We start from the raw sequence: 15,151 nt of genomic DNA on the forward strand, positions 1-15,151 counted from the left end.
GGCCGCTCCCGCCGGCGCGGCTCGCGCAGGGGCCCGCACGTCTCGACCGCCGACCCTTCGGCCCGGCCGGCGTCAGCGTTCCCGCACCACCGCGACCGGGCAGCCGGCGTGCTGGATCACCTGCTGACTGACCGAACCGAGCAGCATCCCCGCCAGCCCGCCCCGGCCACGGCTGCCGACCACCACCAACTGCGTCGACCGGCTCGCCTCGATGAGCATCGCCGCCGGGCTGCCTCCGACCACGTCGACGGTCATGCTCAGCCCGGGATACGTCCGCCGCCACGGCTCCAGCGTCTCCTGCACGGCCGCCCGCTCGTCCGGCACTCCGGCCGCCCCGCCGGGGCCGGGCGTCCACGCGTGCAGCACCCGTAGCGGAACCCGTCGCTGGGCCGCCCGTTCCGCCGCGAAGCCGAGCGCCACAAGCGACGGCTCCGAACCGTCCACACCTACCGCCACCGGCGCGTCCGGCCCGCCTGCCGTTCCGTCGCGGACCACGACGACCGGGCAGTGCGCGTGCGCGGCGACAGCCACCGCCGTCGACCCGGCCAGCAGCCCGCCGAACCCACCGTGGCCCCGGCTGCCGAGCACCAACAGCCCCGCGTCGGCGGAGCGCTCCTGCAACACCAGGGCGGGAGGCCCGTCGTACACCTCGCCGGTGATCGCCAGGCCGGGATGCGCGGCGGCGGCGGCCGCCGCGGCCTTGCGGACCAGGTCGTCGACCTGCCGCCGGGCCGTGTCGTCCGGCCAGACGCCGGGCGCCACGCCCGGACCGACCCAACTGGCCACCGTCAGCCATTCGAAGACGTACGCCAGCCGCACCGGCTGGCCGCTGCGCTCGGCCTCGGTCAGCGCCCAGTCCAGGGCCACCGACGCGTCGGTGGAGCCGTCGTAGCCGACCAGGATCTCCGCGTCCCGCACGTCGTCCTCCTCAGGGGTTGGTCGGGTCGGTCTCGCGGACCCAGCGCCACTCGGCGACCCGGGGGTCGTCCTCGCCGTGCTCGCGGGTGTAGTCGCGGGCGGCCTGGCGGGCGTCGACCATCTGCTGACGCAGGTGCGCGGCGCGGGCGCCCAGGCCGGGCACCCGGTCGATGACGTCGATGACCAGGTGGAACCGGTCCAGGTCGTTGAGCATCACCATGTCGAACGGCGTGGTGGTGGTGCCCTCCTCCTTGTAGCCGCGCACGTGCAGGTTGTCGTGGTTGGAGCGGCGGTAGGTCAGACGGTGGATCAGCCACGGATAGCCGTGGTAGGCGAAGATGACCGGCCGGTCCGCGGTGAAGATGGTGTCGAACTCCTTGTCCGGCAGGCCGTGCGGATGCTCGGTGTCCGGCTGCAGACGCATCAGGTCGACCACGTTCACCAGCCGTACCCTCAGCTCGGGCAGATGCTCGCGCAGCAGCTCGGCGGCGGCCAGCGTCTCCAGGGTGGGCACGTCACCGCAGCAGGCCAGGACGACGTCCGGTTCGCTGCCGCCGTCGCTGCTGGCCCACTCCCAGATGCCCAGCCCCCGGCGGGTGTGCTGGATCGCCTCGGTCATCGTCAGCCAGTTCGGTGCCGGCTGCTTACCGGCCACCACCACGTTTATGTAGTGCCTGCTGCGCAGGCAGTGGTCCATGGTGGAGAGCAGGGTGTTGGCGTCCGGTGGCAGGTAGACCCGCACCACCTCGGCCTTCTTGTTGACCACGTGGTCGATGAAGCCCGGGTCCTGGTGCGAGAAGCCGTTGTGGTCCTGGCGCCACACGTGGCTGGACAGCAGGTAGTTCAGCGAGGCGAGGGGCTGCCGCCAGGGGATCGCCCGGGTCACCTTCAACCACTTGGCGTGCTGGTTGAGCATCGAGTCGACGATGTGGATGAACGCCTCGTAGCTGGTGAACACGCCGTGCCGACCGGTCAGCAGGTAACCCTCCAGCCAGCCCTGGCACAGGTGCTCGGAGAGCACCTCCATGACCCGGCCGTCGGGGGAGAGGTGGTCGTCGCCGGGGACCGTGGCGCCCATCCAGGCCCGGTCGGTCACCTCGAAGGCGGCGCCCAACCGGTTGGACGCGACCTCGTCCGGGCCGAACAGCCGAAACGACTGCGGGTTGGCGCTGATCACGTCGCGGATCCACGGACCGAGCACGCCTGTCGCGCCGGCCATCGGCTGACCCGGCTCCGGGACGTCCACGCCGTAGCCGCGGAAGTCGGGCAGGGCCAGGTCCCGCAGGACCACTCCGCCGTTGGTGACCGGGTTGGCGCTCATCCGCCGGTCACCGCGTGGCGGCAGCGTCCGCAGCTCGTCGACCGGGGCACCGGTGGCGTCGAACAGCTCCTCCGGCCGGTAGCTGCGCAGCCAGTGTTCCAGCTCGGCCAGGTGCGCGGGGTTGTCGCGGACGCCCGACAGGGGCACCTGGTGAGCCCGGTACGTGCCCTCCACCTGGGTGCCGTCGACCTCGCGGGGGCCCGTCCAGCCCTTCGGTGTCCGCAGCACGATCATCGGCCAGCGGGGCCGCTCGACGACGCCTGTGGAGCGCGCCCGGCGCTGGATCGCGGCGATCTCGTCAAGCGCCCGGTCCATCGTGGCGGCGAGCGTGCGGTGCACCACGGCCGGATCGTCGCCGGACACCACGTACGGCTGGTAGCCGGAGCCGCGCAGGATGCCGAGCAGGTCCGCCTCGGGGATCCGGGACAGCACGGTCGGGTTGGCGATCTTGTAACCGTTGAGGTGCAGGATGGGCAGCACCGCGCCGTCGCGGGCCGGATTGAGGAAGACGGTGGAGAGCCAACTGCCGGCCAGCGGCCCGGTCTCCGCCTCACCGTCGCCGACCACGCAGGCCACCACGAGGTCCGGGTGGTCGAACGCGGCGCCGTAGGCGTGGCTCAGGGCGTACCCCAGCTCGCCGCCCTCGTGGATCGAGCCCGGCACGTCCGCCGCGACGTGGCTGGGAATGCCGCCGGGGAAGGAGAACTGTCGGAACAGCCGGGCCATCCCGGCCTCGTCGCGGGCCACGTCGTGGTAGCGCTCCGACCAGGTGCCCTCCAGCCACGTGTTGGCCACGATGGCCGGGCCGCCGTGCCCCGGCCCGGTGACCAGCATGGCGTCCAGGTCACGGGCGACGATCACCCGGTTGAGGTGGGCGTAGATCAGGTTGAGCCCGGGGCTGGTGCCCCAGTGCCCGAGCAGCCGGGGCTTGATGTCGTCGCGGGTCAGCGGCTCGCGCAGCAGGGGATTGCCCAGCAGGTAGATCTGCCCGACGGTGAGGTAGTTCGCGGCACGCCAGTAGGCGTCCAGCCGGCGCAGCTCGTCGTCGGTGAGTGCGCGGTGCACGTCGAGAGCGGTGTCCATGATGCTGCCTCTCGCGGGTAACGGGTGGGTGTCCGGCGTCCAGCCTCGCCGCTGCCGCCGTGGCGGGTCAGGGCCGACGGTCCCGGGCCGGTCGGGCGTCGGGCCCGGTGAGCGGCATCTCGGCCAGGCCGCGTACGACCACCACCGGGGCGGGGGAGTGGTAGAGCAGGGACTGGGCGACCGCGCCGAGCATGGCTCGTCCCGGTTCGTCGCCGCGGGCGGCGACCACCGCCAACTGGGCCGACCGGGACGTGTCGACGAGCACCTGCCCGGGGTCGCCGCGGACGACCCGGCACTCGGTGGGCACCCCGGTGTGTCGGTCGGCGTGGCGGGCCAGGGCCTCGCTGAGCTGTTCGGCGACCGCGTCGGTGTCCTCGTCGCTCTCCACCACCCGCAGCGCCACGAGGCGGGCGTCGCGCCGGAAGGCGCACTCCACGGCCCAGCGCAGGGCGAGGTGTGAGCTGGGCGAGCCGTCCACCCCGACCAGGACCGGGCCCTGCGGCGGCGGTTCGCGACGGACCACCAGCAGCGGGCAGTCGGCCCGCGCGGCCAACTGGACGGCGGCCGTCTCGGCCGGGACGCACTGGCCGCTGCCGGCCATTCCGCTGTCGCCGACCGCCAGCAGGAAGGCCGTCTCGGACCGGCGGATGAGGGTGGGCAGCAGGCCGCTCTCGACGATCTCGGCGCGCACGGTCAGACCGGGTTCGACCTGGTGGGCAAGCTGGGCGGCTCGGGTGATCAGGTCCTCGGCCCGGTCCCGGGGCGCGGCGACGGTGTCCGCAGCGAAGGCCGCGTGCCAGTCGAAGGTGTGCACCACGTGCAGGGGTCGGCCGTGCCCGGCGGCCTCCTGCGCGGCCTGCTCCACGACCGGAAGGTCAGCGTCCGAGCCGAGGCCGACCAGCACCTCCGCGTCGGCGGATGCCGCCATCCGATATCACCTCCCGGGCGTCGCGCCCGGCACGACCGCGCTGTCTCCTGACCGAGGGTAGTCGTGCGAGCGCGATGGCGGTGCGGGTTCTCGCCGGTGGTCAGCACATCGGCGGCGAGGCGGCCGGGACGTCAACAAAGGTTGACAGGAGCGGCGGTGTCAACGTATGTTGACGGCATGAGTCAGGCGACGGAACTCGCGGCGGCAGCCGGCAGCACCGACCCCCGGGTCGGGCTGCGCGCCGTCCGCGCGCTGCGCCGGCTGCTCGAGCGACTCGAGGTGGTCCAGGTGGACAACGCCCGACGACAGGGCTGGTCCTGGCAGGAGATCGCCGACGCGCTCGAGGTCAGCCGGCAGGCGGTGCACAAGAAACACGCTGGGCGACCGGCGGTCAACTCATCCTGGGAGGCGTGATGTTCGAACGGTTCACCGACCGGGCGCGCGGCGTGGTGCGGCAGGCGCTGGAGGAGGCGCGGGCCGAGGGCCAGCGGCCGGTCGGCACCGAGCACCTGCTGCTCGCCCTCCTCGCCGACGAAGCCGGCCTGGCCAGCCGGGTGCTCACCGACGCCGGGGTGCGCGCCGACGACCTGCGCGAGCGGGTCCGGCGGCACACCGGCGGCGGCGGCGCCGGCCTCGGCGACGCGGACGCGGAGGCGCTGCGCGAGATCGGCATCGACCTGGCCGCCATCGTGGCCCGCATCGAAGAGTCCTTCGGCCCCGACGCGCTGCGCGAGGCCGTACCGGCGCCGCGCCGCCGGTGGAGGCGTCGACGCTACCTGGGCGGGCCGTTCTCGCCCCGGTCCAAGAAGGCGCTGGAGCTGTCGCTGAGGGAGGCGCTGCGGCTGCGCCACAAGCACATCGGCACCGAGCACATCCTGCTCGGGGTGCTGCGTGAGGGCCACGGGCTGGGCGCGCTGGTGCTCACCGAAGCGGGCATCGACCTCGACGATCTGCGCCGGCGGGTGGAGAGCGCGCTGCGCGCCGCGGCGTGACGGGCACGTACGCGTTGAAACCTGTCTGTGGCACTTCCGACGCCCGCCGGGCACCGGGTCGCTGAAGGCGGCCCGGTGCTGCACACTGGCGCCGTGGATGCTGGACAGGACAGGCGCCCCTCAGGTGGCGACGGCGGGCTGCGCTCCGCCGTGGTGGTCAACCCGTCGAAGGTCGACGATCTCGACGAGCTGCGCCGCACCGTGCACGACGCCCTGACCGCCGCCGGCTGGCCCGAGCCGCAGTGGTTCGAGACCACCGTCGACGACCCGGGTCGGGGCCAGACCGAGCAGGCCGTCAAGGCCGGCGTCGACCTGGTCTTCGCCTGCGGCGGCGACGGTACCGTGATGTCCTGCGTCAGCGGGCTCGTCGGCACCGACGTGGCCCTCGCCGTGCTGCCGCAGGGCACCGGCAACCTGCTCGCCGCCAACCTGGGCCTCTCCACCGACCTCGCGGCGGGGCTCCAGGTCGCCGTCGAACGCGGTCGGCGACTGCTCGACGTCGGCGCGGTGGAGAACCAGTACTTCACAGTCATGGCCGGCATGGGCTTCGACGCCAAGATGCTCGAAGCCACAAACGAGACCACCAAGGCCCGTATCGGCTGGCCGGCGTACGTCGTGGGGGCTGCCAAGCACCTGCGGGACCGGCCGATGCGGGTGCAGATCCGCATCGACGACCGCCCGCCGGTGCGCCGACGGGCCCGCTCGGTGCTGATCGCCAACGTCGGCCGGCTCCAGGGCGGGGTCCGCCTGCTCACCGAGGCCGAACCGGACGACGGCTGGCTCGACGTCGCCGTGCTCACCCCGCGCAACCTGCGGCACTGGCTCGCGCTCGGCTGGGCGGTGGTCCGCCGCAACGGCCAGGTGCCGCAGATGGAGGTCTTCCGCGGCCGTCGTGTGGTGGTCACCAGCAACCGGGCCCAGCCCCGGGAGCTGGACGGCGACCTCATCGCGCCGAATCGACACCTGCGGGCCGAGATCCGGCCCAAGGCGCTCTGGCTCTGCGTCCCGCAGCCCGAGGACGCCCCCGACCTGGCCGTCGACGCGCAGGGCGCCGGGGAGCGGGGCGAGCAGCTGATCGAGGAAGCGCGCCGTGAGTAGCACCCGGATCGTGCCGGAGACCCGGCTGATGGCCAACGAGGAGCTGTCCGCCGACGACGCCTGGCACACACTGCGCCGCAAGGGCAGCTGGCACCTGCTGCGCGACGCGTTCATCAGGTTCCGCTACGGCGACGGCTTCAGCCACTCCCGCGCCTTCGCGTTGCAGCTCTGCCTCGCCGTGGTGCCGTTCCTGATCGCACTCACCGGTCTGATCAGCGAGCTGGGCGTCGAGGAGGGCGGCCAGGTGGTCGCCGACACCGTGCTGGCGCTCACCCCGGGCCAGAGCGCGCAGGTGGTAGGCGAGCTGCTCGGCGAGGGCGAACGCGTCGAGGACGCCGGCGAGCTGGCGCTCACCCTCGGTCTGCTCACCGGGCTGGTCGCGCTGACCACCACGATGGCCCAGATCGAGCGGGGCGCCAACCGCATCTACGGGGTCGAGCGGGACCGCCCGGCCTTGTGGAAATACCTGCGCGCGGCCGTGCTGGCCGTCACCGCCGGCCTGCCCGCGCTTGCCGGCTTCCTGATCCTCGTCGGCGGCGGGGCGATGGGCGACTCGGTCCGCAGGCACTACGAGTGGGGTGATGTCGCCAACGGCATCTGGGACGTGGTCCGCTTCCCGCTGAGCCTCGGGCTGACAGTGCTCGCCGTGGCCGTGCTGTTCCGACACGCGCCACGGCGCAACCAGCCCGGCCTGTCCTGGCTGTTCTTCGGCGCGGGCATCGCCACGGCCCTGTGGTGGCTGGCCAGCCTGCTGCTCGCCGCGTACGTGCGGTTCAGCGACGGCTTCGGCCAGACCTACGGCGCGCTCACCGGCATGATGGCGCTGCTGCTCTGGGCCAACCTCACAGGCATGGCGCTCTTCGGCGGGCTGGCCTTCGCCGCCCAACTGGAGGCGCTGCGCATCGGCGCGGAGGAGCCGGCGCAGCCCGACCTGTGGGAGCCCGAGGCCGACCGCGTCGAGCTCGTCGACACCGGGGACATGACCGCGCTCTGAGCGCCGCCGGGTGTACGCCTGACCCGGATCGGGTACAGCGCCTCGCCAGGTACGACAAGGGAGGTGCGGGGTGACCGCGGTCAAAGAGGTGGCTCGGCGTCCGATCGGTCATTTCGCCGAACGGAGCATCGCCGGCCTGGTGGCCGTCACCGGCGCCGGGGTGGCCTTCGGGCTGTTGTTGTTGCTCGTCCGGGTGCGGTGGAGCCCGTTGCAGGACGCCGACCACTCGGTCGCCGAGTGGTTCAACTCGCTCGTGGCCCCGCACCACCCGCTGGTCACCGTGCTCCAGGCGGTGACCGACCTGGGCGGCCGGCCGATCCTCATCTGGCTTGTCACCATCGCGGTGGTCGGGCTGCTGATCCGACGACAGCCCCGGCTGGCCGTCTACCTGATCATCACCGGGGTCGGTGGGCTGATCCTCGACCCGTCGCTCAAGACCCTCGTCGGCCGGCTCCGCCCGGTGGTGGACATCCCGGTCGCCAGCGCACCGGGCAACAGCTTCCCGAGCGGGCACGCGCTCGGCTCGTTCGTCGCGTACGGGGCGCTGCTGCTGGTGTTCCTGCCGGCGATGGCACCGCGCTGGCGCAAGCCCGCGATCATCGGCGTCGGCGTGCTGGTGGCGCTGATCGGGCTGACCCGGATCGCGCTGGGCGTGCACTTCGTCTCCGACGTGCTGGCCGGCTGGCTGCTCGGCGCCGTGTGGCTGGGCGTGACCGCGTACGCCTTCCGGCTGTGGCGGCGCGAGCGCGGCCGGCCGGTGCCGCCGCTGAGCGAGGGGCTGGAGCCGGAGGCCGGGCACGACATCGCCCCCGCCCCGGCGGAGGAGCACGTGCTGGCGCACCCCCGGTCGGCGGTGGCCGAGCTGCTGGTCGGCTGGGTGCTGGTGTTCGGTGCGCTGTACGGCTTCGGCACGTACGTCAGCTACTACGCCAAGGGCACCTTCTTCGACACCCTCGACACCGACGTGCCCCGCTGGTTCGCCGACCGGCACACCGACGTGCTGACCGACGTGAGCTGGTGGTGGAGCAAGTTCGGTGACACCCACGCGATCCTGCTCATCTCGCTGGTGTTCTGCCCGCTGGTGCTGGCGGTGTGGCGGCGGTGGCGGCCGGTGCTGTTCGTGGCGCTGGCGATGGTCGGTGAGCTGACCCTCTTCCTCGCCTCGGCGCGGGTGGTCGACCGGCCACGGCCCCCGGTGGAGAACCTGGACGGCCAGATGCCCACCTCCTCGTTCCCGTCCGGGCACATCGCGGCGACGATCTGCGTCTGGCTGGCGATCACCCTCATCGTGTTCCCGCGTACCGACCGCTGGTGGCGGTGGGTCTTCGTGGCGCTGGCCGTGATCATGCCGGCCGGGGTGGCCACCTCACGGATGTACCGGGGGATGCACCACCCGACCGACTTCATGGGCGCGATCCTGCTCTCCGCCCTCTGGATCGGGCTGCTCTACCTCGTGGTCCGCCCGAACGCCGATCTGAAGGAGGGCAACCAGCCGGCCATCGAGTCGGAGGACGTGGACACCCTCGACGACGAGCTGGCGCGCGCCGGCCGAGCCGACTGAGCGCCGTCGTGCTGCGGGTGCTGACCTGGAACATCCGCACCGGGGGCCGGGACCGCGGCGGCGCCGACCGGCTGGATCAGGTGGTCCAGGTCGTCAACCAGCAGGCGCCGGACGTGCTGGTCCTGCAGGAACTGCGCGGCTTCGACTCCGGCGGGCTGATGGCCGCCGTGGCGGGCCAGGTGGGGATGACGCCCCACCTGGCCCGGTCCTGCTTCGGGCAGCCGGTGGCGGTGCTGGTCCGGCCGCCGTACCAGGTCCTCGACGCCGGGGCGCTGCGCCGGCCGTTCCACCACGCCGCCGCCCGCGTCGTGGTGTCCACCTCGGCCGGCCCCCTCACGGTGCTCGGCACCCACCTCTACCCGTACTCCGGGGGACGCCGGCGGATGGAGGTCGACTGGCTGGTGGCGGCGACGCGCCGGGCCCCGGGGCCGCTGACGCTGCTCGCCGGTGACCTCAACTCGCTCGACCCGACTGTCGACCACACCGAGCGGCTGGCCGGCATGCCCGCCCTGTACCGGCGACGGCACCTGCGCCGGGGCGGTCGCGGCGTCGACACCCGGGCGATCGCCCGGTTGCTCGCCGCCGGTCTGGTCGACCTGTGGCCGTCGTCGAACGTCGGAGCGCCGCAGGCCGACGGCCTGACCGTGCCCACCCGGTTCGGCGGTGCCGAGTTCGCCGGGATGCGGCTGGACTACCTGCTCGGCACCGCTGCCGTGGCCGAGCGGGTGCGGGGGTGCCGGGTGATCCGCGGCGGGGCCGCGGACACGGCCTCCGACCACTACCCGCTGCTCGCCACCCTCGACCTGAGCTGACCACGGTGTCGCCCGGGTGCGGACGGCTCAGAGCACGACGTTGAGCAGGACGGTCAGCACCACCGAGGCGACGATCGAGAAGAGGATCATCAGGAGGCAGCCGAGGCCGCCGCCGAGGGGCCTGATCTCCGTGTTGCCGAAGCGCATGGGTGTCACCTGTTCACGAGAGTCGGGGCATGGAGCCGGCGGATCGCGTCCGCGACCGCCGTCGGAGCCGTGGTCACCACGTTGTGCGCGACCCGGGGGACGACCGCCAGGCCCGCGTCCGGCACCAGCCGGGCCACCTCGGCCCGCCACGTGGCCGGCGCGACCGGATCCCGCGCGCCAGTGACGACCACTGTCGGCGCCGTGATCCGGACCAGGTCGGCCTCGATCGTGTTGTGAACCGAGTGCGACAGCGTCGCCAGGACCCGCCAGGGTCGCGCGTTCCAGACGTCGCGGGCCAGGATCGGCGCCTGCAACGGCGACTCGCGCAGGACGTCCACCAGCCACCGGCCGAACTGGGCCCGCCGGGACCGGGCGGCCGGGTCGGTTGTCGGCCCGGCCAGCACCAGCGCGCGTACCGCCTCCGGATGGTTGGCGGCGAGCGCGGCGGCCACCTCGGCGCCGAACGAGTGCCCGAGCAGGCAGACCGGCGGCAACCCGTACGCGGCCAGCCAGGCGGCCAGGTGCGCGGCGTGCCGGCGCACGTCGTACGCGCCCCGGGGGTGCGCGGTCAGACCGAAGCCGGGCAGGTCCGGCACGTACACCTGATGGGTTTCGGCGAGCGCGACGGCCAGCGGGGTGAGGTAGCGGTGCGAGACCGCCAGGCCGTGCACCAGCACCACGGGTGGGGCGCCGGTGCCGGGGTCCGGGCCACGCCGGGTGTGGGTACGCAGCCCGTCGACCAGCCGCCACTCGCTGGTCAGGCCGGCGGCCGGCCGGGGAGCGGCCATGGCGAGCCGCAGCTCGGCCGGCCCGAATCGGCCGGCGGGCGTCAACCTCACAGCTGGCGCAGCCGGGGCAGCAGCTGCTCCTGTGCCCAGTCCAGGAACATCGGCTGGGTCTCGCCGCCGACCTGGACGATCGCCACGTGCGTGAAGCCGGCGTCGACGAACCTGCGGAACGCCTCGACGTGCGCGTCCACGTCCGGGCCGCAGGAGATGCCCTCGGCGACGTCCTCCTCGCGGACGAACTGGGTGGCGGCGGCGAAGGCATCCGGGTCGGGCAGGTCGGCGTTGACCTTCCAACCCATGCCGAACCAGCGGAACTGGTCGTGCACGATCTTGCGGCACTCGGCCTCGTCCGGGCCGTAGCAGATGGCCACCTGTCCGTAGCGGGGTTGGCCGACGCCACCGGCGTCGTCGTACATCTCGATGATGTGCCGGTCGGGCTCGGTGGAGACGAGACCGTTGCCGTACTCGGCGGCCAGGGTGGCGGACTGCCGGCCGGAGGCGGCGACGGCCATCGGCACCGGCCGCTCGGGGCGGTCCCAGATGTAGGCGTCGGGCACGTCGAAGTGGTTGCCGGAGAAGGTCAACGTCTCACCGTTGAGCAGCGGCCGGATGATCTGCAGCGCCTCCTCGAACATCTCGTGGCGCTGCTGCACGTGCGGCCAGCCGCCGACGACGTGCTCGTTGAGGTTCTCCCCGGCGCCCAGGCCGAGGGTGAACCGCCCGTCCGAGAGCGCCCCGATGGTGCTGGCCTTCTGCGCGACCACGGCCGGGTGGTAGCGGCGGATCGGGCAGGTCACGAAGGACATCAGCTCCGCGCGGGAGGTGGCGTGCGCGACCGCGCCGAGCACCGACCAGGCGTACGGGGAGTGGCCCTGGGCGTCGAGCCAGGGAGAGTAGTGGTCTGAGATCACCAGTTGGTCGAAGCCTGCCGCCTCGGCCCGCACCGCGTGGTCCACCAGTTGCTTCGGACCGGCCTGCTCGCACATCAGGGTGTAGCCGACGCTCACCATCCTGGTATCTCCTTCTCGCCGACGGTTCGTCCCGAGATACCCAGGTCAGCTGCGGTCAACCCTCACGTCCGGTTCGACCGGCCGATCCTTGACGGATGTCGGCGACCCGCCTACGGTCGTCTTAACCGGTTAAGACCTACGGTCTGGCGCACATCCTGTGGTGGGGATGACCGCCCCGTGACGGCCCGCGTTCGCGCGGGCCGTCACGGCTGTCTGCCGCCCTGGCCGAGCTACTGAACCGGTTGCGATGGCTGGTCCATCCACCTACGCTGATGCGAGCGTCGCCGGGAGTACGGGCGGCGGTTGTCGGGCTGCAGCCGCCTTCCCCTGTCAGTCCCACCCCTGTCGGGCATCGGGGGTCCTCCCTGAGGAAGGCCATGAAGACTCGACTCTCCGCCGCCGGCGCGGCCCTGCTCGCACTGCTCCTCGCCGTGCTGACGTTCGGTCAGCCGGCGCACGCCGCGGCCGGCTTCTCCGTCGCGGGCGGCAAGCTGTACGACGCCAACGGCGCCGAATTCGTCATGCGCGGGGTGAACCACGCCCACACCTGGTATCCGCAGCAGACCAGATCGTTCGCCGACGTCAAGGCACTCGGCGCGAACACCGTACGGGTGGTGCTCGCCAGCGGCGACCGGTGGACCCGCAACACCAACGCCGACGTCGCCAACGTCATCTCGCTGTGCAAGGCCAACCGGTTGATCTGTGTGCTGGAGGTGCACGACACCACAGGCTATGGCGAGCAGAGCGGCGCGATCACGCTGGACCGGGCCGTCGACTACTGGCTCAGCCTCGCCGACGTCCTCGCCGGCCAGGAACGCTACGTCATCGTCAACATCGGCAACGAGCCGTACGGCAACCAGAACTACGGCTCGTGGGCCACCGACAACGCCAACGCGATCAAGCGGCTGCGGGCCGGTGGGCTGACCCACACCATCATGGTGGACGCGCCGAACTGGGGGCAGGACTGGTCCTTCACGATGCGGGACAACGCGGCGTCGGTCTTCGCCGCGGACCCGGCCCGCAACACGGTCTTCTCCATCCACATGTACGGCGTCTTCGACACCGCCGCCGAGATCAGCGACTACCTGGGCCGTTTCCGTGCGGCCGGGCTGCCCATCGTGGTCGGTGAGTTCGGCTTCAACCACTCGGACGGAGACCCGGACGAGGACACCATTCTCTCCTACAGCCAGGCCAACGGGATCGGCTGGCTGGGCTGGTCGTGGAGCGGCAACGGGGGTGGCGTGGAGTACCTCGACATGGCCACCGCGTTCAACCCGGCCAACCTGACCAGTTGGGGGCAGCGGATCTTCAACGGCGCCAACGGCATCCGGCAGACCGCCCGCGAGGCCAGCGTCTTCGGCGGCACCCCGCCGCCGACCACGCCCCCGCCCATGACGCCCCCGCCGACCACGCCCCCGCCGACCACGCCACCTCCCACGACGCCACCACCGACCACGCCGCCGCCCGCCGGTGGCTGCACGGCGACGTACACCGTGCTCAACCAGTGGCAGGGCGGCTTCCAGGCCGAGGTGCGGGTGACCGCCGGCGCGACGGCGATCGCCGGCTGGACCGCCCGGTGGACCCTCGCCAACGGCCAGAGCGTCACCCAGTCCTGGAACGCGACGGTGACCAGCAGCGGATCCACTGTCACCGCGCGTAACGTGGACCACAACGGGCGACTGGCGGCCGGCGCAACCGCCAGCTTCGGCTTCCTCGGCGGCTGGACCGGCACCAACCCCACACCGCAGGTGAGCTGCACAGCGAGCTGACCGACGCCAGGTGGCCGGGCCCGCAGCGGGCCCGGCCACCGCGCCTGCTGCGGTCAGTGCTCCCCGGTCAGGTTCACGATGACCACCCCCGCGATGATCAGGGCGATGCCGGCGAGCTTGACCAGCCCGACCGACTCACCCAGGAACACCGCGCCGATCGCCACGATGGCCGCGGTGCCGAGACCCGACCAGAGGGCGTACGCGACACCGACAGGTATCTCCTTCACGGCCTGGGCCAGCAGGAGGAACGCCAGCGCGTACCCGGTGAGGCAGCCCAGCGTCGGCCAGAGACGACTGAACCCAGCGCTGCTCTTGATCAGGCTGGTCGCCACAACCTCGGCAAGAATGGCGATCCCCAACAACACGTACGCCATACAGCCCTCCGGATGGTGATGTCAGACAGCGTGGATCTTGGACACTTTCCGTTTCGCGCTAACGGAAAGTGTCCAAGATTGCCAGGTGTGGTGGCGAAGCCGCGGCTAGGGGAGAGCGGCGAGTCGGGCGGCCCGCATGGTGAGGTAGCGCTGTTCGGGAAGGCTGCTGGTGCGTGCGGCGGCGGCGCGGTAGTCCGCTATCGCCCGATCCCGGTCGCCGGCCATCTCGTGCAGGTGGGCGCGGGCGGCAGCCAGCCGGTGGTGCTCCACCAGCCGGGGATCGGCGTCCAGCGCGTCGAGGGCCGTGAGGCCGGCTGCCGGTCCGTGCACCATGGCGGTCGCCACGGCCCGGTTGAGCGTCACCACCGGGGTGCCGGCGAGTCGTTCCAGCACCTCGTACAGCGCCAGGATCTGCGGCCAGTCGGTCGCCGCGGTGCTCGGCGCCTCGTCGTGCAGGGCGGCGATGGCGGCCTGCACCTGGTACGGGCCGACCGGGCCGCGCGGCAGCGCCCGGGTGACAAGCGCGATGCCCTCGGCGATCGACGCGGCGTCCCAGCGGCTGCGGTCCTGGTCGGCCAGGGAGATCAGCTCCCCGGAGGGGCCGGTCCGCGCCGGGCTGCGCGCCTCGGTGAGCAGCAGCAGCGCCAGCAGCCCTGCCGTCTCGCTGTCGTCGGGCAGCTGGGTGTGCAGCGCGCGGGTCAGCCGGATCGCCTCGGCCGCCAGGTCGACGCGGCGCAGGGCCGGGCCGGCGGTGCTGGTGTGCCCCTCGGTGAAGATCAGGTAGAGCACCTGCCGGACGGCGGCGAGCCGGTCGGCCCGCTCCGCCTCCTCGGGCATCCGAAACGGCAGCCCGGACGCGCGAATACGCTGCTTGGCCCGGCTGATCCGCTGGGCCATGGTCGCCTCGGGCACCAGGAACGCGCGGGCTATCTCGGCGGTGGTGAGCCCGCCGACCGCGCGCAGGGTCAACGCGACAGCCGACGCGGGGGCGAGCGCCGGGTGGCAGCACAGGAAGAGCAGCACCAGGGCGTCGTCCCGCTCGGCTGTCAACTCCTCGTCCGCTGCCGGCGCGTACTGCCTGTCGTCGGGATCCCGGCGGGCGACCAGGTCCTCCCGGCGGCGGCGGGCCTGCTCGCTGCGGATCAGCTCGATCATCCGGCGGTAGCCGACCTGGATCAGCCAACCGCGCGGGTTGGCCGGCAGCCCCTCGGCCGGCCACTGGGTGGCGGCGGCGAGCAACGCCTCCTGCACGGCGTCCTCGGCCGTGGCGAAGTCACCGAACCGACGGGCGAGCACGCCGAGGACCTGCGGCGCCATCTCGCGCAGCAGGTCCTCGTTGCGGGGATCGGTGGTCAG

14 protein-coding genes are annotated in these 15,151 nt (G+C 72.7%); 7 read left to right on the top strand and 7 right to left on the bottom strand.

Annotated features, from left to right (window positions below):
• Positions 1–72: 72 nt before the first annotated feature.
• From ACGFIE_RS16080 to ACGFIE_RS16090, 3 genes are all read right to left on the bottom strand, one after another.
• Entirely contained in the window at positions 73–918 is an 846-nt protein-coding gene (locus ACGFIE_RS16080) for a universal stress protein (protein ID WP_393295064.1), read from the bottom strand.
• A gap of 10 nt (positions 919–928) precedes the next feature.
• Positions 929–3,322 carry a phosphoketolase gene (locus tag ACGFIE_RS16085; protein ID WP_393295067.1) on the bottom strand — a complete coding sequence of 798 codons (2,394 nt, stop codon included), beginning with the start codon at positions 3,320–3,322 and terminating at the stop codon, positions 929–931.
• A 67-nt stretch (positions 3,323–3,389) separates the two neighbouring features.
• Positions 3,390–4,250, bottom strand: coding sequence for a universal stress protein (locus tag ACGFIE_RS16090; protein ID WP_393295070.1), 861 nt, complete (start codon positions 4,248–4,250; stop codon positions 3,390–3,392).
• Positions 4,251–4,427: 177 nt separating this feature from the next.
• Here ACGFIE_RS16090 and ACGFIE_RS16095 point away from each other — a divergent pair, with 177 nt between their 5' ends.
• The 6 genes from ACGFIE_RS16095 (at position 4,428) to ACGFIE_RS16120 (ending at position 9,707) form a co-directional block, all read left to right on the top strand.
• Positions 4,428–4,664 (top strand): HTH domain-containing protein, encoded by a 237-nt coding sequence (locus ACGFIE_RS16095; protein ID WP_007457155.1) that lies wholly within the window; start codon positions 4,428–4,430, stop codon positions 4,662–4,664.
• The gene (locus ACGFIE_RS16100) at positions 4,664–5,242 is read left to right on the top strand and encodes a Clp protease N-terminal domain-containing protein (protein WP_363682931.1); all 579 of its coding nucleotides are present in this window, start codon (positions 4,664–4,666) and stop codon (positions 5,240–5,242) included. Before ACGFIE_RS16095 ends, ACGFIE_RS16100 begins: the two co-directional genes overlap by 1 nt.
• Before the next feature lie 93 nt (positions 5,243–5,335).
• Positions 5,336–6,340 carry a diacylglycerol/lipid kinase family protein gene (locus ACGFIE_RS16105; protein ID WP_393295073.1) on the top strand — a complete coding sequence of 335 codons (1,005 nt, stop codon included), beginning with the start codon at positions 5,336–5,338 and terminating at the stop codon, positions 6,338–6,340.
• Positions 6,333–7,334: a YihY/virulence factor BrkB family protein gene (locus tag ACGFIE_RS16110; protein ID WP_393295076.1), complete on the top strand. Its 1,002-nt coding sequence runs from the start codon at positions 6,333–6,335 to the stop codon at positions 7,332–7,334. Before ACGFIE_RS16105 ends, ACGFIE_RS16110 begins: the two co-directional genes overlap by 8 nt.
• A gap of 70 nt (positions 7,335–7,404) precedes the next feature.
• Positions 7,405–8,895 (top strand): phosphatase PAP2 family protein, encoded by a 1,491-nt coding sequence (locus ACGFIE_RS16115; RefSeq protein WP_393295079.1) that lies wholly within the window; start codon positions 7,405–7,407, stop codon positions 8,893–8,895.
• An 8-nt stretch (positions 8,896–8,903) separates the two neighbouring features.
• Positions 8,904–9,707, top strand: coding sequence for an endonuclease/exonuclease/phosphatase family protein (locus tag ACGFIE_RS16120; RefSeq protein ID WP_393295082.1), 804 nt, complete (start codon positions 8,904–8,906; stop codon positions 9,705–9,707).
• Between the two features lie 152 nt (positions 9,708–9,859).
• Here ACGFIE_RS16120 and ACGFIE_RS16125 read toward each other — a convergent pair whose 3' ends face one another.
• Both ACGFIE_RS16125 and ACGFIE_RS16130 read right to left on the bottom strand, forming a co-directional pair.
• Positions 9,860–10,693, bottom strand: a complete 834-nt coding sequence (locus tag ACGFIE_RS16125) for an alpha/beta fold hydrolase (RefSeq protein WP_393295085.1) — start codon at positions 10,691–10,693, stop codon at positions 9,860–9,862.
• Positions 10,690–11,652, bottom strand: a complete 963-nt coding sequence (locus tag ACGFIE_RS16130; RefSeq protein WP_393295088.1) for a TIGR03557 family F420-dependent LLM class oxidoreductase — start codon at positions 11,650–11,652, stop codon at positions 10,690–10,692. The genes ACGFIE_RS16125 and ACGFIE_RS16130 overlap by 4 nt, the downstream gene beginning before the upstream one ends.
• Positions 11,653–12,029: 377 nt before the next feature.
• Between ACGFIE_RS16130 and ACGFIE_RS16135 the strand changes: the two genes are divergently transcribed.
• The gene (locus ACGFIE_RS16135) at positions 12,030–13,421 is read left to right on the top strand and encodes a cellulase family glycosylhydrolase (RefSeq protein WP_393295091.1); all 1,392 of its coding nucleotides are present in this window, start codon (positions 12,030–12,032) and stop codon (positions 13,419–13,421) included.
• 53 nt (positions 13,422–13,474) lie between these two features.
• On the opposite strand, the gene ACGFIE_RS16140 is transcribed toward ACGFIE_RS16135, so the two are convergent.
• Positions 13,475–13,795: a DMT family transporter gene (locus ACGFIE_RS16140; RefSeq protein WP_393295094.1), complete on the bottom strand. Its 321-nt coding sequence runs from the start codon at positions 13,793–13,795 to the stop codon at positions 13,475–13,477.
• 105 nt (positions 13,796–13,900) lie between these two features.
• Entirely contained in the window at positions 13,901–15,151 is a 1,251-nt protein-coding gene (locus ACGFIE_RS16145) for an RNA polymerase sigma factor (protein WP_393295668.1), read from the bottom strand.

It is taken from the genome of Micromonospora sp. NPDC049275, assembly GCF_043197115.1.
In the GTDB taxonomy this organism is placed as follows: Bacteria; Actinomycetota; Actinomycetes; order Mycobacteriales; family Micromonosporaceae; genus Micromonospora.